This is a genomic window from Enterobacter sp. Lyrl_3 (genome assembly GCF_051948675.1).
GTDB classification, from domain to species: domain Bacteria; phylum Pseudomonadota; class Gammaproteobacteria; order Enterobacterales; family Enterobacteriaceae; genus Enterobacter; species Enterobacter cloacae.
This window is the reverse complement of record NZ_JAYJLI010000024.1, coordinates 18,264-40,999: the sequence shown is the minus strand read 5'-3', so window position 1 is coordinate 40,999 and position 22,736 is coordinate 18,264. Positions and strand designations below refer to the sequence as shown.

Here is a 22,736-nt window from a genome sequence, read left to right as displayed (position 1 = left end):
TCAGGCTCTGCAGTCGTTGAAGAATGATATGCAACACTTCCTCTTCGTTAACGCGAAACTCATTATTCCAGAACCGTACGACTTCCCATCCGTTGGTATTTAAAAACTCGGTACGATGCGAGTCATACTCCTCTTTATCCTGATGTTGCCCCCCATCCAGCTCAACAATTAGCTTTGCCTTAAAGCAGGCAAAATCCACGATATACGCACCAATTGGCATCTGACGGCGAAACTTATACCCAAAGAAGCGACGACCTCTGAGCAAATACCAGAGGCGTATCTCTTCGGGTGTCATTTGTTTGCGGAGTTGTTTTGATTTTTCCATCCCCACACTCTGCCAGCCTTTCCCTTAGCTGGCAGAACAGGATGCAAAATCCTGAATCAGCCTTCAGATTCTTCGGCGAGGAACAGCTCAAGAAGGGAGTTTAAGAACAGTTTGCCGTGCTCGGTGATCTGCCAGTATTCCTCACATTCCGTGAGATACCCCTGTGCCAGCGCCTCGTCAATGTGTGGGCGAATCACGGTTTCCGGCAACCCGGTATAAAGGGCAAACTCTTTACGCGGCGCGGCTTCCAGCAGGCGGAAGCGGTTCATAAAGAACTCAAACGGCTTATCCACCGCCTCGACATCGTGCTGACGTTCGAGATAACGACCTTCCATATACCCGCGCGGATGGCGCGTTTTTGCGGTACGCAGGATACGCCCGTCAGGGAACGTCACTTTACCGTGCGCGCCGCAGCCAATGCCCAGATAGTCGCCAAAGCGCCAGTAGTTCAGGTTGTGTTGGCACTGGTAGCCCGGCTTCGCATAGGCCGACGTTTCGTACTGCTGATAGCCTGCGGCGGTCAACAGTTGATGGCCCTGTTCGAAGATATCCCACAGCGCATCGTCATTCGGCAGCACCGGCGGACGAGAGCCAAACAGCGTATTGGGCTCGATGGTCAGCTGATACCACGAAAGATGCGGCGGGTTCAGGGCAATCGCCTGACGCAAATCGTCCAGCGCCTCTTCCAGCGACTGATCCGGCAGGCCGTGCATCAGGTCGAGGTTAAAACTGCGCAGACCCAGCCCAGTAGCCAGCTTTGCCGCCCGCTTCGCCTCTTCCGGGCCGTGAATACGCCCCAGTCGTTTTAACTTCGGCTCGCTAAAGCTCTGCACGCCGATGGAAATCCGGTTCACGCCCGCCCGCTGATACTCGACAAAACGGTCGGCCTCAACGGTACCGGGGTTGGCTTCCATCGTAATTTCAGCATCCGCTGCCAGATTCAGGCGCGCACGCACGCCGTCCAGCAGTGACTGCATCGCCGGGCCTGACAGCAGGCTCGGCGTACCGCCACCAATAAAAATGGTCTTCACTTCACGTCCCTGTGCGTAAGGTACATCGGCATCCAGGTCGGCCAGCAGATGCGCAACGTAATCATCGTGCGGCACTTCACCTTTCAGCGCATGCGAGTTGAAATCGCAGTACGGGCATTTCTGCACGCACCAGGGGATATGAATATAAAGACTCAGAGGCGGCAAATTAGCCATTACGCAGGGCTTCCAGTAACAGTTTCAGGGCGCGTCCTCGGTGGGAAATCGCGCTTTTCTCTTCGCGGGTCAGTTCCGCAGCGGTTTTGCCCTCAGTCGGGACAAAGAAAATCGGATCGTAGCCAAAGCCGCCGTTACCGGCTGCTTCACGGGTAATCACCCCCGGCCAGCTGCCGTGGCAGACGACAGGCGTGGGGTCTTCAGCGTGGCGCATATAGACCAGCACGCAGTGGAACTGCGCGGTACGCTGTTCGTCTGGCACATCCTTCAGGGCGACAAGCAGCTTTTCCAGATTCTGCTGGTCGGTGGCGTCCACGCCTGAATAGCGGGCAGAGTAAATGCCCGGAGCACCGCCCAGAAAATCAACCGCCAGACCGGAATCATCGGCAATCGCGGGCAGGCCGGTGACCTGTGCGGTATGGCGTGCTTTCAGGATCGCGTTTTCGATAAACGTCAGGCCGGTCTCTTCGGCGGACTCCACGCCAAGCTCGGTCTGCGCCACCACATCCAGCCCAAAATCATTTAATAGCGAGGCCAGCTCGCGCACTTTACCGGCGTTGCCGGTAGCGAGAACAACTTTCTGCATCGTTTTATCCTGTTAAATCAGAGCCGCGACTTCCGTCGGGATGGATTGCGGATTAAGGATTTTTACCTGTTTATGCCGCCCAAGTTCACCCTTTTCTATGATGACCTGGCTTTTAGCAACGCGAAACTGTTTTGCCAGATATTTGGTCAGATGCGCATTTGCCTGGCCATCTACCGGTGGGGCGGTGATGGCGACTTTTAACTCGTCGCCATGCAGTCCAACAATATTGTCACGGCTGGCTTTCGGCTGAATATACAGCCGTAAAACCAGCCCATCAGTGCAGGTGCTTACTGCACTCATAGCGCCATCCACAGCCCCGGCAGCAGCATATCGCCCGTGGACTGTAACAGCTCGGCAATGCCCATATTAACGACATACAGCAGCAGAACCAGGATCATCGGGGAAAAGTCGATGCCGCCCATTGACGGGAGCAGGTTGCGGATAGGGCGCAGCAGCGGTTCGGCCAGCTGAATCAATGCATATTCCACCGGGCTACGGCCCTGGCTGACCCAACTCATGATGGCCATGACCAGCAGCACCCAGAAGATCAGCAGACCGATGGTTTTAATCAGGATCAGGACGGCAGCAATCCAGATGATCGGCTGGAAGGTGATGACCATAAACAGCACAATCGCTTTGATAACGCTCAGAATAAACGCTACCAGCAGAGATGCGCTGTCAATGGGGCCCATCGCCGGAATAATACGGCGCAGCGGCCCCACAACAGGTTGGGTGATTTTCACGACAAACTGCGAGAACGGGTTATAAAAATCACAGCGGGCCCACTGCATCCAGACGCGCAGCAAAAGCGCCATCGTATACAGCTCAATGACCGTTGAGAGCAGGAAAGTCAACGTCTTCATGGCGTTCCTCAGGTTTCCTTATTATTGGGTGTAGTCGCGCGCACCGAATATTGCCGTGCCGATGCGCACCATAGTGCTGCCTGCCGCGATGGCGGCTTCCATATCATCCGACATGCCCAGAGAAAGCGTGTCTACCGTTTCATAGCGCGCTTTAAGCGCCTCAAATGCTACAGCCATTTGCTGTGCCACGGCAAACTGCCTTTCATAACTTGACTCAGGCGCCGGGATTGCCATCAAACCGCGCAGGGTTAAGCGCGGCAGCGCGGCCACTTCAGCCGCCAGCGCATCCAGCTCGCTCAGCGCAATGCCGGACTTGCTGTTTTCATCACTGATGTTGATTTGAATCAGCACGTTAAGCGCGGGCATCTCCGCCGGGCGCTGATCGTTCAGACGTGTGGCAATGCGCAGACGGTCGATGGTATGGCACCAGTCAAAGTGCTCTGCCACCAGACGGCTTTTATTCGACTGCAGTGGGCCAATAAAGTGCCATTGCAGGCCGGTATTCCCCTGCTCCTGGAAGTAGCGAATTTTATCCACGCCTTCCTGCACGTAGTTTTCACCAAATGCACGCTGGCCTGCATCAATCGCTTCTGCGATGGCGCTCGCAGGCTTGGTTTTGCTCACTGCAAGTAACGTAATTTCTTCTGAAGCACGGCCGCAACGTGTTGCTGCGGCTGAGATTTTGTCCCGGACCTGTGCCAGGTTATGCGCAATGTTGTTCATTTTCCGAGGAGTAATGTATGGATGTGGAAGAAATTGTGGCCCTTAGTGTAAAGCATAATGTCTCCGATCTACACCTGTGCAGTGATTCGCCACCGCGCTGGCGCAGAGTAGGCCGCCTTGAACCGGCTCCCTTTCCCTCTCCCGATGTGGATGCGTTACTGAAAACGTGGCTCAACGATGAGCAGCAGGGGGCATGGTGGGCAAGCGGGCAGGTGGATTTTGCCGTGACACTTACGGGAAACCAGCGCCTGCGCGCAAGCGCCTTTAAACAGATGAAGGGCAACTCCATCACGCTACGCCTGTTGCCCCGGGCCTGTCCGCAGCTCTCCGCCCTGGGGGTACCCCGGGCTATCCCGGAACTCTTATCCCACGACAGTGGGCTGATACTGGTGACGGGGGCAACCGGCAGCGGCAAATCTACCACCCTTGCGGCAATGGTGGATTTTCTTAATCACCAGACGGATGGGCATATTCTGACGCTGGAAGATCCGGTGGAGTTTGTCTATCAGAGCGAACGTTGCCTGATTCAGCAGCGGGAGATAGGCCTGCACAGTCCCTCATTTGCCGAGGCGCTGCGCGCTGCGTTGCGTGAAGATCCGGATGTCATCCTGCTGGGAGAACTGCGCGACAGCGAAACGATCCGCCTGGCGCTGACGGCCGCTGAAACCGGGCATCTGGTGCTGGCGACGCTGCACACGCGCGGTGCCTCTCAGGCGATTGAACGGCTGGTCGATACGTTCCCGGCGCAGGAGAAAGACCCGGTGCGTAATCAGCTGGCCGGCAGCCTGCGGGCGGTGCTGGCGCAAAGACTGCTTCCCGACCTGCAGGGTGGGCGCGTCGCGCTGTATGAACTGCTGGTGAATACGCCAGCGGCAGCGAACCTTATCCGCGAAGGTAAAACGTGGCAGTTGCCCGGGATTATTCAAACCGGTCAGCAGGCGGGGATGCAGAACTTTGACCAGAGCCTGGCAGAGCGACGGGCGCAGGGGCGGTTGTAGGCCCCGGCGCTCAGTAACCCTGTTCGAAATAGCTTTCGAGGATAATGACGGCAGAAGCCGAATCGACGCTGCCTTTGTTGAGTGCGCGGAAACCCCCGTGCTCAAACAGGCCGGCACGCGCTTCGACGGTACTCAATCGTTCGTCGTGGAGTTTCACGGAAACGCCAAAGCGACCGTGGATTTTATTGGCAAACTTACGCGCGCGGGCGGTAAGCGGCTGTTCAGTGCCATCCATGTTCAGCGGCAGACCGACAATCACATCGTCTGGCTGCCACTCTTTGAGCAGACGCTCAATGAGGTTCCAGTCTGGTGTGCCGTCGTTCGCCTTAAGGGCCGTGAGCGGGCGAGCGGTGCCGGTGATACGCTGGCCGACGGCGACGCCAATGCTTTTCGTGCCAAAGTCGAAGGCCAGAAGTGTGCCGCTCATTACGCGTGCCCCGCTACGCCTGGCATGGTCAGAATATCAATGCCAATCAGTTTCGCCGCATCACGCCAGCGATCGGCGATAGGGGTTTTAAACAGGATATTCATATCCGCAGGTGCGGTGAGCCAGGCGTTATCCAGGATCTCCTGTTCAAGCTGACCCTTCTCCCAGGAGGCGTAACCCAGAGCCACCAGCACTTCGGAAGGCTGCTCTGCGGTGCCCAGCGTTTCCAGCACATCGCGGGAGGTGGTGATTACCGTGTTGTCAGAGATACGAATACTGGAAGAGAAAATGGGCGGCGTATGCAGGATAAACCCGCGATCCTCTGCAAGGGGGCCACCCAGCATTACCGGTTTATCAAGACGGATTTCCGGCAGGCGCGCTTCAGCTGTAATTTTCAGCTTTTCCAGAATCCCTTCAACCTGCAGGTTTTCCAGCGGTTTGTTGATGATAATGCCCATCGCGCCGTCTTCATTGTATTCACAAATATAAACCACGGAGCGGCGGAAAATCGGGTCCTGGAGAGCAGGCATGGCAATAAGAAAGTGATGCTGTAAATTCATTGTCAGAGGTACTGTTTCCTGGTTTAAAAAGCGACAGCCCCAGTATGCGGACAAACCGGGGTGCTGTCACTAATAGTATTGGTAAGTTATTTCTGGAGACGTTTTTCGATGGCGTCCATCAGCATTCCGGTGATCGAGACCGGGAATTCCGCTTCAATTTCACGAATGCAGGTCGGGCTGGTGACGTTCACTTCGGTCAGACGATCGCCAATGATATCCAGGCCAACAAAGATCAGGCCTTTGGCTTTCAGCGTTGGGCCGACGCGGCGGGCAATTTCCCAGTCGCTTTCGGTTAACGGACGCGGTTCGCCACGGCCACCGGCCGCCAGATTGCCACGGGTTTCGCCCCCCTGCGGGATACGTGCCAGGCAGTAAGGCACGGGTTCGCCATCCACGATCAGGACGCGTTTATCGCCGTCTTTAATCGCGGGCAGATAGTTCTGTGCCATGCAGTAACGCGTACCCAGTTCGGTCAGCGTTTCGGCAATCACGCCGATATTCGGGTCGCCTTCTTTTACGCGGAAAATAGACGCACCGCCCATGCCGTCCAGCGGCTTCATGATGATATCACCGTGCTTCTGCCAGAATGCCTTAAGCTGTGTTTTGCTGCGGGTCACCAGCGTTTCCGGCGTCAGATCGGAGAACCAGGCGGTATAGAGCTTCTCGTTGCAGTCGCGCAGGCTCTGCGGCTTATTGACGATAAGCGTCCCTTTTTCTTCTGCGCGCTCAAGGATATAGGTGCAGTAGATGTATTCGGTGTCGAACGGAGGATCTTTACGCATCAGGATGACGTTGAGATCGGCGAGCGCAATATCCTGCTCGCTGCCGAATTCGTACCATTTGTCGTAATTCTGCTCGACGTTAACGATGCGGGTGCGCGCGCGGGCTTCACCGTTGATCAGATAAAGATCGTTCATCTCCATATAGTGGAGCTCATAGCCACGTCGCTGCGCTTCCAGCAGCATGGCGAAGCTGGAATCTTTCTTGATGTTAATGTTTGCGATGGGGTCCATCACGATGCCGAGCTTGATCATGTTCTTCTCCGTTAATGGGTCAACCCAGATCGCCAAACCGCACCTGTAGCGCGGTGATGGCTGTGAGTGCCGTTGTCTCAGTGCGCAGAACGCGAGGTCCCAACAGAATATCAGTAAACTGGTAACGCGCCGTCATGGCAATTTCATCTGCCGACAGGCCGCCTTCCGGGCCAATCAGCAGGCGTACACGCTCAACGGGCAGCGGCAACGTATTGATGCTGGCGCTGGCGCGCGGATGGAGATTGAGCTTGAGCCCGCTCTCCTCTTCTGCACACCAGTCTTCCAGGTCCATCGCCGGGCGGATCTCCGGAATACGGTTGCGGCCACTCTGTTCGCAGGCAGCAATGGCAATTTTCTGCCACTGCTGGATCTTCTTGTTCAGACGTTCCGCGTCCAGTTTAACGCCACAGCGCTCAGAAAAAAGTGGCGTAATGAGGCTTACACCCAGTTCAATGGATTTCTGAATGGTGAACTCCATCTTTTCCCCGCGCGACATCACCTGGCCCAGATGAATGTGCAGCGGCGATTCACGGTCATCGATTTCGCCGCGTAGCACATTGACGTGCACGCTTTTTTTATCCGCCCGCGTAATTTCCGCGTCGAAAACCTGGTTGGAGCCGTCAAACAGCTGAATCGCCTGGCCTGCCCCCATGCGCAGCACGCGGCCAACGTGGTTGGCGGCATCGTCAGACAGGGCGATTTCGCGGCCAGCGGTAATCAGTTCAGGGTGATAGATGCGAGGAATACGCATAGTCAAAAATTCCATGTGTCATGCTGTGTAAGCGAATTGCCGCTAGTGTAGGTTAGCTCTTTTGCGCCTGGCAAGCCCGCTGGACGTAAGGGTTATGATTCCCCTGGACCCTGGCGATGCGTTCGTCGCGCTGACATTCCCACTCGGTGACCGGGTATTGTTTATTCCAGGCGTTAAACAGTTGGGTTTGCTGGCGGGAAAGGTTGAGGTTGTAACGATCGCGCATATAGAAGTACGTGCGGGCAATGCTGCCGCGTGCCCGGGCGGGTGGCTCAGCGACTTTCTCTTTAAAATCAACCTTCATACCGCACTGGCCATACTGACCTTCGCCACCGTTCCACTGGCTGTACATAAAGTTGCCGCGATCGCCATTGACTTCGCCAACCGCCGGCTGCAGGTTGTGCATATCGCTTTCCATCTGACGATAGACCGGATCTTTGGCGCAGTTTTTACGTCCGCCATCCTGCCAGCACTGGCGCTGATGGCCAAACTGCCATGCCGGAACCACATGTTCCCACTCGATGCGGCTGGCGCGGTTTTCGTTTTTACGCACCTTATAGCCGCAGGATTCAAGGTCAACGATCCCTTTTTTACCCTGCCAGTTAATTTTGCAGCCACAGTAGAAATCGCCCGGCACGTCGGCGTTGACCTTCACGCCTGCCGCTTTGGCCTGGGAAAAACTGTTGATACCGTCGGCCAGAGCCTGGCCGGAGAGGGCCGTTGTCAAAAAGGCAACCGCGAGAGAGAAATTACGGGACATCTTACACTCCGTGTCAAAACGAGCCCGCAACGTAGCGAAAGTTGTTCCGGTATGCAATCAGCCAGATCAGGAAAGTTCCTGAAAGTTCAGTTGGTTATTCTGCGACCAGTGGCTCGCCGCACTTCACGCAGCGGTAGGTTGCCTCGCCGCGTACCACACGATTATGGCGACGAACGGTGAGCTGATGCTGTTGGCACTGGCAGCGGTAGGGGAAGGTATTACGGCGTACCGATTCCAGTTCAAACTGATGAGTACGGCGTGCCGGAACGCCGAGTACCGCCTCCATCATCCATTTCCACTCTTTGCCGTGCGGAGCCACGCGGCCGAAGTGTTTCCATACCAGAAGGTGTGCCAGTTCGTGCGGTACCACCTCCTCGATAAACGCCTGCTGGTTTTCCATCATCAGAACCGGGTTCAGGCGGATCTCATAGGATTCCAGCCAGGCGGTACCCGCCGCGGTTCCTCGCTGGTGGTAGACGAGTTTCGGCTCCGGATAATTACGGCCGAGCTTCAGGTTGGCCTGGGCGAGTTTTTCCCGCAAGCTGCGCATAACGGCTTGCTGAATGGCGATGGGGAGACGGGGTGCTTTCATAGGGGCAGAGCATAAAGCGCGAAGCGGGGAGGCGCAAGAGGCGCCTCCCGCAAGAGGATTAGTCGTGTGCGCCGATTTCGCGCAGCGGACGACCTTTCATCAGGTTACGTTCAATGTGTTCCAGTGAAACGTGTTTGGTTTCAGGAACCAGCCAGACGGTGAGAACAATAAAGAACAGGTTCAGACCGGCGTAGACCCAGAAGGTGTTCGCATTACCCAGCGTGTTGAGCATGGTGAGGAACGTGGCACCGACGATCATATTGGCAATCCAGTTGGTCGCGGTAGAGCAGGTGATACCGAAATCACGCCCTTTCAGCGGCTGGATTTCAGAGCACAGAACCCAAATCAGCGGACCGGCACTCATTGCAAACCCGACGATAAACATCAGCAGCATACCTACCGCCAGGTACTGCGCGGTTGGAGAGTGAATGCCCATATGCATCATGGTACCGAGAATCCCCATACCGGCGGCCATCACCAGGAAGCCCAGAGTCAGCGTTGGCTTACGTCCCCAGCGGTCGACCAGACCGATGGCGATGAAAGTCGCCAGCACGTTGGTCAGCCCCACGATCACGGTGCCCCACATCTGCTCGGTGGTATTGGTATAACCTGCCAGTTCAAAGATTTTTGGCGCGTAATACATGATGACGTTCATCCCGGTGAACTGCTGCATTACCTGTAACAGCACGCCAAGGAATACCGCGCGGCGGAAGTTGCTGTTCTCTTTGAACAGCGCCCAGCCAGACTGTTTCACCTTCAGGCTTTCGCGGATCTCTTCCAGCTCGTTCTTCGCCTCTGCGCTGGTATCTCGCAGGCGCAAAAGTACCCGTTCAGCATCGTGGAAGCGGCGTTTGGCGGCAAACCAGCGCGGGCTGTCCGGCAGGAAGAAGACGCCAATCAGCAGCAGAACGGCTGGAATGATGATCACGCCCAGCATCCAGCGCCATGCGCCGCTGTAGCTGAACGCAGTATCGGAAAGATAAGCACCCAAAATACCGATGGTGATCATCAGCTGGTACATCGAAATCATACTGCCGCGAATTTTCTCCGGCGCGATTTCTGACAGGTAAAGCGGCGCGGTATAAGACGCGACGCCCACGGCCAGCCCCAACAGCACGCGGGAAAGAATAAGCACTTCAACGTTAGGGGCGGCGGCAGAGAAGAGGGAACCGGCAACGAAGAGGATCGCGCCAATCATCAGGCTCTTTTTACGTCCCAGTTTGAAAGAGAGCCAGCCGCTGCCGACGGCCCCGACGGCCGCGCCAAACATCATTGAGCTGACCACCCATTCCTGGGTATGTGCATTAATCTGGAATTCGTCTGCGATGAAGGGAAGAGCGCCGGCAATCACGCCGATATCCAGGCCAAAGAGTAATCCTGCCAGGGCGGCAAGGAAGCAGACGAAGAAAGTCATCGCCTTGTTGGACGTACGCCCCTGTTTATTATTGTCAGGCATTATGCCCTCCAGTTGGGTTATCAGTTTTATCGATGTTAAGGGTAGGTGAGCGACCCGTAAAAATATGTGAGACAAATCACAATGGTGTAATCGGTTACACTAAGCTGCAACCGTAAAAATAATTAAAGCTTTGAAAATATAGAGGTAAATTAATTGATGTGCATCGCGTTTGTTTGAATTTCAGACTTAACTGAAAGGAAATGTAACAGCAGAAGAAAGGCGATCATGCAAAGAGAATATTCTGAAAGCGGGGTATAGAAAGTGAGGTGTAAGCGGTTCCAAACATTGCCGCCACCCGACATAAAAAAGGCCAGCACAAAGGCTGGCCTGTTTAAGCAGCGGGTAGTCGATTACTTCAAACCGGCAGCTTCACGCAGCAGAGCGGCTTTGTCGGTTTTTTCCCATGGGAAATGTTCGCGACCAAAGTGACCGTATGCAGCGGTTTCTTTGTAGATTGGGTGCAGCAGATCCAGCATCTGAATCAGGCCGTATGGACGCAGGTCGAAGAACTCGCGCACCAGCAGGGTCAGCTGTTCTGAAGGCACTTTTTCAGTACCGAAGGTTTCAACCATGATGGAGGTTGGCTCTGCCACGCCGATGGCGTAGGAAACCTGGATCTCACAGCGGTCAGCCAGGCCTGCAGCAACGATGTTTTTCGCCACATAGCGTGCAGCGTAAGCAGCAGAACGGTCCACTTTTGATGGATCTTTACCGGAGAATGCACCGCCACCGTGACGCGCCATGCCGCCGTAGGTATCAACGATGATTTTACGACCGGTCAGACCGCAGTCACCCATTGGGCCGCCAATCACAAAGCGTCCGGTTGGGTTGATGAAGTATTTGGTTGCGCTGCTCAGCCATTCGGTTGGCAGAACAGGCTTGATGATCTCTTCCATCACTGCTTCCTGCAGGGATTTCTGATCGATATCTTCGGCATGCTGGGTAGACAGAACCACCGCGTCAATGCCGACGATTTTGCCGTCGTCGTACTGGAAGGTCACCTGGCTTTTTGCATCCGGGCGCAGCCATGGCAGGGTGCCGTTTTTACGCACTTCAGCCTGGCGCTGCACCAGACGGTGCGCGTAGGTCACCGGTGCTGGCATCAGCACGTCGGTTTCGTTGGTTGCATAGCCGAACATCAGGCCCTGGTCGCCCGCGCCCTGTTCCAGCGGATCGGCACGGTCAACGCCCTGGTTGATGTCTGGAGACTGTTTACCAATTGCGCTCAGAACCGCGCAGGAATTGGCATCAAAGCCCATATCAGAATGTACATAACCGATCTCACGTACCGTGTTACGGGTGATCTCTTCGATATCAACCCATGCGCTGGTGGTGATCTCACCGCCAACCAGAACCATGCCGGTTTTGACATAGGTTTCACACGCTACGCGCGCTTTCGGATCCTGAGTCAGGATCGCATCCAGCACCGCATCGGAGATTTGGTCAGCAATTTTATCAGGATGTCCTTCTGATACGGACTCGGACGTAAACAGGTGTTTTGCCATGTTTTATTTCACCTAAGAGGAATTTGGTTAGCTCAAGCTGCTGTGTGGAATAGCCAAAGGAGATAATTCTACCAAGGCCGCAGGTTTTTTGACACTGGCAGTATGAGTGTTAATCAGTATAGATGGATTAACATCTGGATGGCTATTTTAGGTCACTTCTTCGCCCGATTTCCAGTTTTTTTTGACAACGCTCTCACTGAGTTGAATTCATTACTGGAAATTTTTCCTGACGCTCCTGGCAACCCGCGTATTTATCTTTTGCTTTTTACCCCTGTTCTCGGTATAAAACGCGGCGCGCGGCTCATACCAAAAAAGCGCTCGATGAACTCATCGTGTCGCCACTTCCAGCCGGGTTAAGCAGTGAACTTTTAGCTTTGGCTTGTGGTCCGTTTCAGCAGAGGCGGCCGTGGAGGTGATACGAGATAATGAACCATCGTTTTCCGCTAATTCAGCGCAGCCGTTCTGGCGCGCATTTGATTCCCGCAACCCGCATTTCTAGTCTGCAAACCTGCCGATGTTATACCCATCTCGGCGCTTCTCAGGATTCCAGAGCCGGTCACGCTTTGTGAAAACTGAACAAGGGCGCTCTTGTTAATACAAGAGTTTTCTCGTGGTTTCGCCGAACCTTGTCATACAGAGTTCGGATACGTGTTTTACAATGATATGAATAAGAAACCGGTCGCACGGTCTGGATTTCAGCATACTCTGCTGGGAAACGGAGCCGTTTATGGGTTGTTATCGCCGTATAACGCTGCGATAGTAGTCAACTGTTTTACACTTAATACAAAGAGTTGAGGTTCGCTATGTCTGACGACATGTCTTCTTTTTCGCCTTCGTCAGCGGGCGAACAGGGTGTACTACGTTCCATGCAGGAGGTTGCGATGAGCTCCCAGGAAGCCAGCAAGATGCTGCGCACTTACAATATTGCCTGGTGGGGCAATAACTACTACGACGTCAACGAGCTGGGCCACATCAGCGTCTGCCCGGACCCGGACGTCCCTGAAGCGCGCGTGGATCTCGCCAAACTGGTGAAAGCACGTGAGGCGCAGGGCCAGCGTTTGCCTGCACTGTTCTGCTTCCCGCAGATCCTGCAACACCGTCTGCGTTCTATTAACGCCGCGTTCAAGCGTGCGCGTGAATCTTACGGTTACAAAGGCGACTACTTCCTGGTTTACCCCATCAAGGTGAACCAGCACCGCCGCGTCATTGAATCCCTGATCCACTCCGGCGAACCGCTGGGCCTGGAAGCGGGTTCAAAAGCAGAGCTGATGGCCGTACTGGCGCATGCGGGCATGACCCGTTCAGTGATCGTCTGTAACGGCTATAAAGACCGTGAATACATTCGTCTGGCGCTGATTGGCGAGAAGATGGGCCATAAGGTCTATCTGGTTATCGAGAAGATGACAGAAATCGCCATCGTACTGGAAGAAGCCGAGCGCCTGAACGTGGTGCCACGTCTTGGCGTGCGTGCGCGTCTGGCCTCGCAGGGGTCCGGTAAATGGCAGTCCTCTGGCGGCGAAAAATCTAAATTCGGTCTGGCGGCAAACCAGGTACTACAGCTGGTGGAAATTCTGCGCGAGCGCGGTCGTCTGGACAGCATTCAACTGCTGCACTTCCACCTCGGTTCGCAGATGGCCAACATTCGTGATATCGCCACCGGCGTGCGTGAGTCAGCGCGTTTCTACGTTGAGCTGCACAAGCTCGGCGTCAATATTCAGTGCTTTGACGTGGGTGGCGGCCTGGGCGTGGACTATGAAGGTACCCGCTCGCAGTCCGACTGCTCCGTGAACTACGGCCTGAACGAATACGCGAACAACATTATCTGGGCGATTGGCGATGCCTGTGAAGAGCACGGCCTGCCGCACCCGACGGTGATCACCGAGTCTGGCCGCGCGGTGACCGCGCACCATACGGTGCTGGTCTCTAACATCATCGGCGTTGAGCGCAGCGAAATCACCGAAGCGACGCCTCCGCAAGACGATGCCCCGCGTTCGCTGCAAAGCATGTGGGAAACCTGGCAGGAGATGCATGAGCCAGGCACGCGCCGTTCACTGCGCGAATGGCTGCACGACAGCCAGATGGACCTGCATGATATTCACGTCGGCTACTCTTCAGGCACCTTTAGCCTGCAGGAGCGCGCGTGGGCCGAACAGCTTTATCTGAACATGTGCCATGAAGTGCAGAAACAGCTGGACCCGAGCAACCGTGCGCACCGTCCGATTATCGACGAATTGCAGGAACGTATGGCGGACAAGATTTACGTCAACTTCTCGCTGTTCCAGTCGATGCCGGATGCCTGGGGTATCGATCAGTTGTTCCCGGTTCTGCCGCTGGAAGGGCTGAACCACGCCCCGGAACGTCGTGCGGTGCTGCTGGACATCACCTGTGACTCCGACGGTGCCATCGACCACTATGTTGACGGCGACGGTATCGCAACGACCATGCCAATGCCGGAATACGACCCGGAGAACCCGCCAATGCTGGGCTTCTTTATGGTCGGCGCGTATCAGGAGATCCTTGGCAACATGCATAACCTGTTCGGTGATACCGAAGCGGTTGACGTGTTTGTCTTCCCTGACGGCAGCGTGGAAGTGGAGCTGTCTGACGAAGGTGACACCGTGGCGGACATGCTGGAATACGTGCAGCTGGATCCGAAAACCCTGCTGACGCAATTCCGCGATCAGGTGAAAAACACCGGTCTGGATGACGCGCTGCAGCAGCAGTTCCTGGAAGAGTTTGAAGCGGGTCTGTACGGTTACACGTACCTGGAAGACGAGTAGGTTGACCTCCCTCTCCCTGTGGGAGAGGGCCGGGGTGAGGGGCAAAGGCCGCACAATGCCCTATACTCACTTGAACCCGTATGAATTAACGGCGATAATTCGCCCCAATAAGCGATTTACGAATCAATCCCTTCCTCGTCGGGTTTAACGACGCGGAGGGGATTTTTTTTCATCTGTTTTTAACGCATCGACTTTAAAAGAGGTCAGGACATGAGCACTTTAGGTCATCAGTACGACAACTCTCTGGTATCTAACGCGTTTGGTTTTTTACGCCTTCCGATGAACTTCCAGCCGTACGACAGCGATGCTGACTGGGTGATCACCGGCGTGCCGTTTGATATGGCCACATCAGGCCGTGCGGGCGGTCGTCACGGCCCGGCGGCGATCCGTCAGGTTTCCACCAACCTGGCCTGGGAGCATAACCGCTTCCCGTGGAACTTCGACATGCGCGAACGCCTGAACGTGGTGGACTGCGGCGACCTGGTGTATGCCTTCGGTGACGCCCGTGAAATGAGCGAAAAGCTGCAGGCCCACGCCGAGAAGCTGCTGGCTGCCGGTAAACGCATGCTCTCCTTCGGTGGCGACCACTTCGTGACCCTGCCGCTGCTGCGCGCCCACGCGAAGCACTTCGGTAAAATGGCGCTGGTGCACTTCGATGCGCATACCGACACCTACGCGAACGGCTGCGAATTCGACCACGGCACCATGTTCTACACCGCGCCGAATGAAGGTCTGATCGATCCTAACCACTCCGTGCAGATCGGTATCCGTACCGAGTTTGACAAAGACAACGGCTTCACCGTGCTGGACGCCTGTCAGGTGAACGATCGCGGCGTGGATGACATCATCGCGCAGGTTAAGCAGATCGTCGGTGATATGCCGGTGTACCTGACCTTCGACATCGACTGTCTGGATCCGGCGTTTGCGCCGGGCACCGGTACGCCGGTGATCGGCGGGCTGACCTCAGACCGCGCCATCAAACTGGTGCGCGGCCTGAAGGATCTGAACATTGTCGGAATGGACGTGGTGGAAGTGGCGCCTGCCTATGACCAGTCCGAGATCACCGCGCTGGCCGCGGCGACCCTGGCACTGGAAATGCTCTATATCCAGGCTGCGAAAAAAGGCGAATAAACCTTACGCGCTGATTGCTGCTGCGCGACGCATGCGCAGCAGCAACATTCCCCCCGCCAGCAGGGTGATAATCTGCGACACCACCAGCACGGAAAAGCCAGAGCTGACCGACCCCACCGATCTCATCACCATCCCCATCAGCAGTGGAATAAAGGCGGCACAAATATTGCCGATCCCATTAATGATGCCGTACGCGCTTCCCACCGCCTCCCGCGCGGCGTGATGTTGGATCACCGCCGGAATGGCCGCGCCCTGAAGTCCCCAGAAGACGTTAGCCGACAGCATAAACAGCGCCAGCCAGGCAGGCTGATGGCTGAGCATCAGCGCGATCACGGACAACGCCGTCAGCGCCCCGCCCGCGACAAACAGCAGCGGTGCCTGTTCCGGCCGTATTTTATCGAGCAGTACCCCGCCAAGGAATTTTGAGCCCAGGCTCAACAGGAAGGGGATGGCCGCGAGCATGCCCGTGGCGTGCAGCGAGAAGTGATGTTCGTCGCGTAGCCACGCCGGGAGCCAGGCGCTGCTCCCCCAGAGATAGCTCAGCGTGGCGATTTCAACCAGCAGGATCCAGCCCAACAGCGGGGTTTGCCACGCAAGCATCACTGTCTCTGCGAGCCCCCGTTTGTGCATTTTTACTGTACCGCGCGGTGCCGGTAGGAAACGCCAGATCAGGCCGCCACCGAGCACCAGGTTGATTGCCGCCAGCGCATAAAACGATCCGGCCCAGCCCAGATGGGCCATCAGCCAGGTCACCAGCGGAAAGCCCACGGCCAGACCGAGTGAGACGCCCAGTGCGGTCACGGCGTTGGGTTTGCCAACCTCTTCCGCACGAAAGTTATCGCTGATAAAGCGAGTTTTGAGTGAAAAGAGCGGTCCCTCAGCGATCCCCAGAATCACACGGGCGATGAGCATTCCCATTAGCGATCCGAGTAAGGGAGAAATGGCGCAGACCAGAGCCCAAATCGCAATGCTGCTTAATAATCCATGTCGATAATGCAGTTTGCTTTCGATAACCGGTGTTAATAATAAAGCCGATAATCCATAACCCAGAAGAAAGCAGGTCATTAACATTCCTTGTAACATTCTGTTTTCATTTAACTGGAAATGTTCGGCAAATTCCGGGTTTAAAATCATCACCGAGATATTTACCCGGTCAATGTAGGAAATAATAATGAGAAATAACAGTGCAATTGTGCCTTGCCATCTTGCCGTCATATTGCCCGCCTTATGCGTTCTCGCATTTATATTTTTATCAATGTGATTGTCACGGATGTAAAATGGTTCACCAGTGAAACTTGTTGTTTTTAAAAATGTATTTTTAAATGTGTTTCACAGGTGAAACACGGTGCTTTTTCAGTTGTTTATTTTTAAGGAAGAAAAAGAAAAGAAGTCAATGTTTTTTATTTGCGCTTTGAGTTCATCACTAAAACGTATTCATTCACGCCTTAATAATGAAAATTTCATATCGCTGCATTTTTTCGTGATCCCTTGCACACTTAGCTTATTAATTGTCGATTGATTAACAAATTCGTCACATTGACGCTTGACGAAACATTCATCGCTTTTATATTGACCGTATTAAATAAGAAACAGAGTTTCATATATGAAACAAAGGCCTGGAGGATCGTGATGAGCTGGATAGGCGTATGTGACGCAGAACAAGTACAGGAAGATTTCCCTTTTAGCGGCAACGTTGAAGGTAAAGAGATCGGCGTTTATTTAATCGACGGCGAATATTACGCGCTGGAAGACGTATGCCCGCACGCCTATGCGCTGCTGAGTCAGGGCTTTGTCGAGGACGGCAAAGTGGAATGCCCGCTGCACGAGGCGGTGTTCGACGTCAAAACCGGCCAGTGCCTGCAAGGCCCCGGCGGCCGAAACCTCAACCGCTACCCGGTTCGGGTATTTGAAAACCAAATCCAGATTACTTTTGTCGAGGAGACCGTGGCATGAGCGACATCCTGAACTTCAACCCGGCGCTGCCCGAAAGCCGCCAGTTTACGCCCCCGGCAGAGGGCGGGAACGGCGCCATTCATAAACCGGGTGAGTATCAGAACCTGATCTGGCAGACCCGCAGCCGGGTGCCGGAAAACTGGGAAATGAGCCTTATCGCCACGCTGGAAGATCTCTTTGAGCAGGGCGTTGAAACCTTGCCGGAGCTGGTCAACGGGCTGAATGCGGTGCGCATGCATGACCAGCAGGGCGAGCCGTGGAGCGACGCTAGCTTCCAGGCATTCTTACAGGTTAACGGCTACTGAGGACGACGCGATGACAACTACCGTACAAAACTATCTCGATAAAGGTCTGCGTGGCCTCTGGTATCCGGTGCTGGCGAGCTGGGAAGTGCAGTCTGCGCCCGTGGGCATTACTCGTCTGGGCGAACAGATTGTGGTCTGGCGCAATAAAGATGGTCAGGTGCAGGCGCTGGAAGACCGCTGTCCGCACCGCGGTGCGCGTCTGTCGATGGGCTGGAACCTCGGCGACCGCATCGCCTGCTGGTATCACGGCGTGGAAGTGGCGGGAAACGGTGAAGTGAAAGACGTGCCCGCCGTGGACAAATGTCCGCTGGTCGGCCAGCAGTGCGTGCGCAGCTATCAGGTGCAGGAGGCGCACGGTGCCATCTTCCTGTGGTTTGGCGTCACCGCCGATCAGCAGCCGGACGAGCTGACCTTCCCGGATGAACTCGCCGACACGGAACATTTCAGCAACTTCCTCTGCACCGCAGCCTGGAAATGTAACTACCAGTACGCGCTGGAAAACGTGATGGATCCGATGCACGGTACGTATCTTCACTCCTCCTCGCACTCGATGGCGGAAGGGGATCGCAAGGCCGACATGGTCCTGCAGCCGACGAAGACCGGCTTTATCTTCGAGAAAAAAGGGCAGAGCGGCGTCAACTTCGACTGGGTGGAGCTGGGCAATAGTGGCACCTGCTGGATGCGACTCTCCATTCCCTATAAGAAGCGTTTCGGACCGGGTGGCCACTTCTTCATCGTTGGCATGGTGGTGCCGGAAGATAACGACAACTGCCGCGTCTTCTTCTGGCGTATCCGCCGCGTACAGGGTTGGCAGCGCGATATGTGGCGCTTCATGTACCGTAACCGCCTGGAAAAACTGCACTGGGAGGTGCTGGAGCAGGACCGCGTGGTGCTGGAAAGCCTGGCGCCAAACGCCCGCGACCATGAATACCTGTACCAGCACGATGTCGGCCTCTCGCGCCTGCGCCGCATGATGCAAAAGGCCGCTAAAGAGCAACTGGCGATGCGTGAAGCGCAGCAGGGAGCGGCCTGATGAATGCGCTGCTGAGCGGAAAACGCATTGTGGTGACCGGCGCCGCGCGCGGGCTGGGCTATCACTTCGCCAGCGCCTGCGCGGAGCAGGGCGCCGCGGTGGTGATGTGCGACATTCTTGAAGGCGAGCTGGCCGAAAGCGCACACGCTCTGCGGGCACAGGGTTTTACGATCGAATCGCACGTTATCGATCTCGCCGATCCGGCCTCCATTGAGCAGGTGTTCAATGCGATTGGCGAGCAGGGGCAGATTGACGGGCTGGTAAATAACGCGGCGATGGCGACCGGCGTGGGCGGCAAAAACATGCTCGATTACGACCCGGATCTGTGGGACCGGGTGATGCGCGTCAACGTCAAAGGCACCTGGCTGGTGACGCGCGCCGCCGTGCCGCTGCTGCGCGATGGCGCAGGGATCGTGAACGTGGCGTCCGACACAGCACTTTGGGGCGCGCCGCGCCTGATGGCCTACGTCGCCAGCAAAGGGGCCGTGATTGCCATGACCCGCTCAATGGCGCGCGAGCTTGGTGAAAAGCGTATTCGAATCAACGCCATCGCGCCGGGGCTGACCCGCGTCGAGGCAACGGAATATGTTCCCGCCGAACGACACCAACTCTACGAAAACGGCCGGGCGTTAACGGGGGCACAGCAGCCGGAAGATGTCACCGGCAGCGTGGTCTGGCTGTTAAGCGATCTGTCGCGGTTTATCACCGGGCAGTTGATCCCGGTCAACGGCGGTTTTGTCTTTAACTAAGGTAGGGCGATGATGGCAAACGATCAGGAAGTGAAGTATCTGGTGCCGGGGCTGGAGCGTGGCCTGCAGTTGCTGTTGGCCTTTGGCGAGCAGCATCGCGAACTGACCTTTGCCGAGCTGCACCGGCTGGTGGATATGCCGAAGGCCACCGCCTACCGCGTGGTGCAGACCCTGGAGTATATGGGCTTTCTGGAGCGCAACACCCGTACCAATACCTTCTCGCTCGGCATGAACGTGCTGCGTCTGGGTTTTGAGTACATCGCCTCGCTGGATGTGGCGCAGGTGGGTCAGCCGGTGATTGAACAACTGCGCGACGTGAGCCAGTGCAGCAGTCATCTGGCGATCCGCGACGGTCGCGACATCATCTACATCGCCCGCGTCAGCGCCGCCGGGTCACGCATCAACCAGGTCAGCATTGGTACCCGTTTGCCGGTGCACTGCACCTCGCTTGGCCGCATGTTGTTGACCGATATTTCCCGCGCCGATTTCGAACAGCTGTTCCCGCAGGAGCGCCTGCCGGGCAACACACCGGGTCAGCTTCACGACCGTGAAGCCCTGTGGCAGATGGTGCAGCAGGATAAAACCCGCGGATACGTGATCGGTGAATCCTTCTTCCGCCACGGTATCTCCTCCATCGTTTATCCGGTGTTTGACCGAAGCCATCGCGTGGCGGCGGTAGTGAGCATTCTGGTGCCGTCGGAAGAGATCCCACAAGCCGACCGCGAGCGACTGCAAAACGAGGTTCGTCTGGCGGCGGACAAAATTTCTGGCTTCTTAGGGTATTTATCACAGGCCAGTTAAACCAGTGAGTTAACGTCAGGCGCTTTGCTGCGTCGGGCATGTTTTACGCCCAATTTGGGCCAGATGAGGCAACGAACGATGAGTGTAACCGGAATTGAAAAGCTGGAATTTGGCGTTGAAGACCTGACGTACTGCGCCAAATTTATGCGTGATTTTGGCCTGACGGGCGATGCCAGCGGCCAGCGTTTTACCACCCTGAGCGGCGCGCGCGTGGAACTTAACCCGATCGACAGCCCCGACCTGCCCCCGGCGTTTGAAGCGGGCAACACCCTGCGCCGCATGACGTGGGCGGTTGCCGCACAGTCCGATCTGGATGCGCTGCGTCCGAAGCTTGCGCAGCAGCCCGGCTTTCGCGAAGTGGGTGATGCCCTGGAGTGTCTTGACCCGAACGGCATGACGCTGCGTGTGCAGGTCAGCCAGCAGACCGACGTGGAACTGAATGTTGAGCCGATCAACCAGTGGGGCGACGCTCGCCGTATCGACACCCCCAGCCCGGTTTACGATCGCGCCCAGCCCATTAACGTGGGGCACGTGGTGTTCTTCGTGGAGGAGCTCGCGGCGGTGGAGACATTTTACCGCGAGGTGCTCGGCTTCCAGGTCTCTGACCGCTACATCAACCGCGCCGTGTTTCTGCGCTGCGGCGTGCGCGGGGGTCATCACAACCTGTTCCTGCTGCAGCTGCCGAACCGCAAGCGCGGCCTGAACCACGTGGCCTTTACCGTGCGCGATATTCACGAAGTGATCGGCGGCGGGATTGCGATGAACAAAAACGCCTGGAGCACGTTTATCGGACCCGGCCGCCATCCGGTGTCGTCAGCCTACTTCTGGTACGTCAACAGCCCGACCGGCGGGGCGTTCGAGTATTACACCAATGACGACTACCTGACGGAAAACTGGCAGCCGCGCGAGCTGGAGCATTCGCTGGTCTCCTTTACCGAGTGGGCGGTGGAAGGCGGGATCGATCACGACACGCGCCGCCAGCAGAAAAAACCGGAGGCGGTATGACGTCGCGCATTGTCATTATTGGTGGCGGTCAGGCGGGAGGCTGGGCGGCGAAAACCCTGCGCGACGAGGGCTTTGACGGTGAGATCTGCGTGGTGGCGGAAGAGGCGTGGGATTTCTATGAACGTCCGCCGCTGTCGAAGGCGGCTCTGCTGGAGACGGACGCGACGCTTCCGCGACTCTTTACTGAAGAGGCTCAGCAGGCGCTGAATCTGACCTGGTACCGTCCGCTGCGCGCGGAGCAGATTGACCGCAACGCAAAAACGGTGCGTTTAAGCAACGGCGAACATCTTAGTTACAACATACTTTTAATTGCTACCGGAGGGCGGGCGCGCCTGCCGGGCGAGGCATGGTCTGTGCATCCGCAGGTCTACACCCTCCGCCACTGGCAGGACGCGCAGCGCCTGAAGCGTCGGCTTGTGGAAAGTCAAAAGCTGGCGATTGTGGGCGGCGGGTGGATAGGCCTGGAGATTGCCGCTTCTGCGCGCAAAAGCGGCGTCGCGGTCACCCTGTTCGAGCAGCAGCCTGCGCTGTGCATGCGCTCGGTGAGCGGCGAGGTATCGCAGCGCTTAGAGACCATTCACCGTGAGCAGGGCGTGGAGATCCGAACCGGCTGCGGCGCGCTGGAGCTGGAGGACGATAACGGCCTGCCGGTCATTCACTGTGATGGCAAACGTGAAACCTTTGATGCGGTGGTGGTAGGGATCGGCGTCGATCTCAATCTGGAACTGGCGCGCGACGCGGGGCTGCAAACCGAACGCGGGATCGTGGTGGATGCCCAGGGCCGCACGTCGGATCCGTCCATCTTCGCTGCCGGGGATGTGGCACAGCATCATCATTACGGCTTGTGTATTCAGTCCTGGGCCTTCGCCCAGAATCAGGCGGTGGCGGCGGCAAAAGCGATGCTTAACCCCGATGCGGCAGGCTATGACGACGCGCCGTGGCTATGGTCGGATCAATACCAGCACAACATTCAGATCCTCGGCATTCCGCAGCCGGGCAGCCGCACCATAGTGCGTGAAGACGCGCTGTACTTCTCGCTGGACGAAAACGGGCGCCTGACGCAGCTGGTGGCGTTCAACGATGCGCGCACCGTCAAGCTGGCGAAGCGCTGGATGGCGGCCGGGCGGGATTTATCAGATGTGCCGCTCGCCGACCCGACTTTTTCACTGATGTCATTGCGATAGCTAACCCGCA

The 22,736-nt window shown here is 56.4% G+C and carries 27 protein-coding genes; 12 read left to right on the top strand and 15 right to left on the bottom strand.

The window, feature by feature from the left end; genetic code table 11:
* The 6 genes from VF709_RS23190 to VF709_RS23165 form a co-directional block, all read right to left on the bottom strand.
* A partial coding sequence (locus tag VF709_RS23190) for an endonuclease domain-containing protein (protein ID WP_440232357.1) occupies positions 1-325 on the bottom strand: 325 nt, incomplete at its 3' end.
* A gap of 56 nt (positions 326-381) precedes the next feature.
* A complete protein-coding gene (gene hemW / locus VF709_RS23185) occupies positions 382-1,530 on the bottom strand; it encodes a radical SAM family heme chaperone HemW (protein ID WP_149896625.1) in 1,149 nt (382 codons plus the stop codon).
* A complete protein-coding gene (locus VF709_RS23180) occupies positions 1,523-2,116 on the bottom strand; it encodes an XTP/dITP diphosphatase (RefSeq protein WP_058678489.1) in 594 nt (197 codons plus the stop codon). The genes hemW and VF709_RS23180 overlap by 8 nt, the downstream gene beginning before the upstream one ends.
* Before the next feature lie 12 nt (positions 2,117-2,128).
* Positions 2,129-2,416 carry a DUF167 family protein YggU gene (gene yggU, locus VF709_RS23175; RefSeq protein ID WP_020687057.1) on the bottom strand — a complete coding sequence of 96 codons (288 nt, stop codon included), beginning with the start codon at positions 2,414-2,416 and terminating at the stop codon, positions 2,129-2,131.
* Positions 2,413-2,979 (bottom strand): YggT family protein, encoded by a 567-nt coding sequence (locus tag VF709_RS23170; protein WP_013098667.1) that lies wholly within the window; start codon positions 2,977-2,979, stop codon positions 2,413-2,415. Before VF709_RS23170 ends, yggU begins: the two co-directional genes overlap by 4 nt.
* A 21-nt stretch (positions 2,980-3,000) precedes the next feature.
* Positions 3,001-3,702, bottom strand: coding sequence for a YggS family pyridoxal phosphate-dependent enzyme (locus VF709_RS23165; RefSeq protein ID WP_020687058.1), 702 nt, complete (start codon positions 3,700-3,702; stop codon positions 3,001-3,003).
* A gap of 17 nt (positions 3,703-3,719) precedes the next feature.
* Here VF709_RS23165 and VF709_RS23160 point away from each other — a divergent pair, with 17 nt between their 5' ends.
* Positions 3,720-4,700 carry a type IV pilus twitching motility protein PilT gene (locus tag VF709_RS23160; protein WP_029883139.1) on the top strand — a complete coding sequence of 327 codons (981 nt, stop codon included), beginning with the start codon at positions 3,720-3,722 and terminating at the stop codon, positions 4,698-4,700.
* 10 nt (positions 4,701-4,710) lie between these two features.
* Here the strand turns inward: VF709_RS23160 and ruvX are convergent, their stop codons facing one another.
* The 8 genes from ruvX to metK all read right to left on the bottom strand — a co-directional run bounded on the left by ruvX (position 4,711) and on the right by metK (position 11,785).
* On the bottom strand, positions 4,711-5,127 hold the full coding sequence (ruvX, locus tag VF709_RS23155) for a Holliday junction resolvase RuvX (RefSeq protein WP_006811925.1): 417 nt from the start codon (positions 5,125-5,127) through the stop codon (positions 4,711-4,713).
* The gene (locus VF709_RS23150) at positions 5,127-5,687 is read right to left on the bottom strand and encodes a YqgE/AlgH family protein (protein ID WP_013098664.1); all 561 of its coding nucleotides are present in this window, start codon (positions 5,685-5,687) and stop codon (positions 5,127-5,129) included. The genes ruvX and VF709_RS23150 overlap by 1 nt, the downstream gene beginning before the upstream one ends.
* Positions 5,688-5,773: 86 nt before the next feature.
* A complete protein-coding gene (gene gshB / locus VF709_RS23145) occupies positions 5,774-6,721 on the bottom strand; it encodes a glutathione synthase (RefSeq protein ID WP_023620782.1) in 948 nt (315 codons plus the stop codon).
* 19 nt (positions 6,722-6,740) lie between these two features.
* Entirely contained in the window at positions 6,741-7,472 is a 732-nt protein-coding gene (rsmE, locus tag VF709_RS23140; protein WP_013098662.1) for a 16S rRNA (uracil(1498)-N(3))-methyltransferase, read from the bottom strand.
* Between the two features lie 52 nt (positions 7,473-7,524).
* Positions 7,525-8,232 carry a deoxyribonuclease I gene (gene endA / locus VF709_RS23135; RefSeq protein WP_013098661.1) on the bottom strand — a complete coding sequence of 236 codons (708 nt, stop codon included), beginning with the start codon at positions 8,230-8,232 and terminating at the stop codon, positions 7,525-7,527.
* Positions 8,233-8,326: 94 nt separating this feature from the next.
* On the bottom strand, positions 8,327-8,824 hold the full coding sequence (locus VF709_RS23130) for a SprT family zinc-dependent metalloprotease (protein WP_028027997.1): 498 nt from the start codon (positions 8,822-8,824) through the stop codon (positions 8,327-8,329).
* 58 nt (positions 8,825-8,882) lie between these two features.
* Complete coding sequence (gene galP / locus VF709_RS23125; protein ID WP_020687062.1) at positions 8,883-10,280, bottom strand: galactose/proton symporter; 1,398 nt, start codon at positions 10,278-10,280, stop codon at positions 8,883-8,885.
* Between the two features lie 350 nt (positions 10,281-10,630).
* Positions 10,631-11,785 (bottom strand): methionine adenosyltransferase, encoded by a 1,155-nt coding sequence (metK, locus tag VF709_RS23120; protein ID WP_013098658.1) that lies wholly within the window; start codon positions 11,783-11,785, stop codon positions 10,631-10,633.
* 425 nt (positions 11,786-12,210) lie between these two features.
* Here metK and VF709_RS23115 point away from each other — a divergent pair, with 425 nt between their 5' ends.
* From VF709_RS23115 to speB, 4 genes are all read left to right on the top strand, one after another.
* Positions 12,211-12,354 carry a hypothetical protein gene (locus VF709_RS23115; RefSeq protein ID WP_418250466.1) on the top strand — a complete coding sequence of 48 codons (144 nt, stop codon included), beginning with the start codon at positions 12,211-12,213 and terminating at the stop codon, positions 12,352-12,354.
* Between the two features lie 94 nt (positions 12,355-12,448).
* Complete coding sequence (gene yqgB, locus VF709_RS23110; RefSeq protein WP_127312443.1) at positions 12,449-12,580, top strand: acid stress response protein YqgB; 132 nt, start codon at positions 12,449-12,451, stop codon at positions 12,578-12,580.
* 8 nt (positions 12,581-12,588) lie between these two features.
* Positions 12,589-14,565 (top strand): biosynthetic arginine decarboxylase, encoded by a 1,977-nt coding sequence (gene speA / locus VF709_RS23105; protein WP_014833212.1) that lies wholly within the window; start codon positions 12,589-12,591, stop codon positions 14,563-14,565.
* Positions 14,566-14,775: 210 nt separating this feature from the next.
* On the top strand, positions 14,776-15,696 hold the full coding sequence (speB, locus tag VF709_RS23100; RefSeq protein WP_002434404.1) for an agmatinase: 921 nt from the start codon (positions 14,776-14,778) through the stop codon (positions 15,694-15,696).
* Positions 15,697-15,699: 3 nt separating this feature from the next.
* Here speB and VF709_RS23095 read toward each other — a convergent pair whose 3' ends face one another.
* Positions 15,700-16,911, bottom strand: coding sequence for an MFS transporter (locus VF709_RS23095; RefSeq protein WP_440232356.1), 1,212 nt, complete (start codon positions 16,909-16,911; stop codon positions 15,700-15,702).
* 414 nt (positions 16,912-17,325) lie between these two features.
* Between VF709_RS23095 and VF709_RS23090 the strand changes: the two genes are divergently transcribed.
* From VF709_RS23090 to VF709_RS23060, 7 genes are all read left to right on the top strand, one after another.
* Positions 17,326-17,649 (top strand): Rieske (2Fe-2S) protein, encoded by a 324-nt coding sequence (locus VF709_RS23090; RefSeq protein WP_038983552.1) that lies wholly within the window; start codon positions 17,326-17,328, stop codon positions 17,647-17,649.
* Complete coding sequence (locus VF709_RS23085; protein ID WP_020687064.1) at positions 17,646-17,954, top strand: recombinase-like helix-turn-helix domain-containing protein; 309 nt, start codon at positions 17,646-17,648, stop codon at positions 17,952-17,954. The genes VF709_RS23090 and VF709_RS23085 overlap by 4 nt, the downstream gene beginning before the upstream one ends.
* A gap of 10 nt (positions 17,955-17,964) precedes the next feature.
* Positions 17,965-18,987 (top strand): aromatic ring-hydroxylating oxygenase subunit alpha, encoded by a 1,023-nt coding sequence (locus VF709_RS23080; RefSeq protein WP_013098652.1) that lies wholly within the window; start codon positions 17,965-17,967, stop codon positions 18,985-18,987.
* Positions 18,987-19,736, top strand: a complete 750-nt coding sequence (locus VF709_RS23075; protein ID WP_013098651.1) for an SDR family oxidoreductase — start codon at positions 18,987-18,989, stop codon at positions 19,734-19,736. The genes VF709_RS23080 and VF709_RS23075 overlap by 1 nt, the downstream gene beginning before the upstream one ends.
* A 12-nt stretch (positions 19,737-19,748) precedes the next feature.
* On the top strand, positions 19,749-20,537 hold the full coding sequence (locus tag VF709_RS23070; protein ID WP_095439887.1) for an IclR family transcriptional regulator: 789 nt from the start codon (positions 19,749-19,751) through the stop codon (positions 20,535-20,537).
* A gap of 78 nt (positions 20,538-20,615) precedes the next feature.
* On the top strand, positions 20,616-21,542 hold the full coding sequence (locus VF709_RS23065; protein WP_149896624.1) for a VOC family protein: 927 nt from the start codon (positions 20,616-20,618) through the stop codon (positions 21,540-21,542).
* A complete protein-coding gene (locus VF709_RS23060; protein WP_047024502.1) occupies positions 21,539-22,726 on the top strand; it encodes an NAD(P)/FAD-dependent oxidoreductase in 1,188 nt (395 codons plus the stop codon). Before VF709_RS23065 ends, VF709_RS23060 begins: the two co-directional genes overlap by 4 nt.
* Positions 22,727-22,736 lie beyond the last annotated feature (10 nt).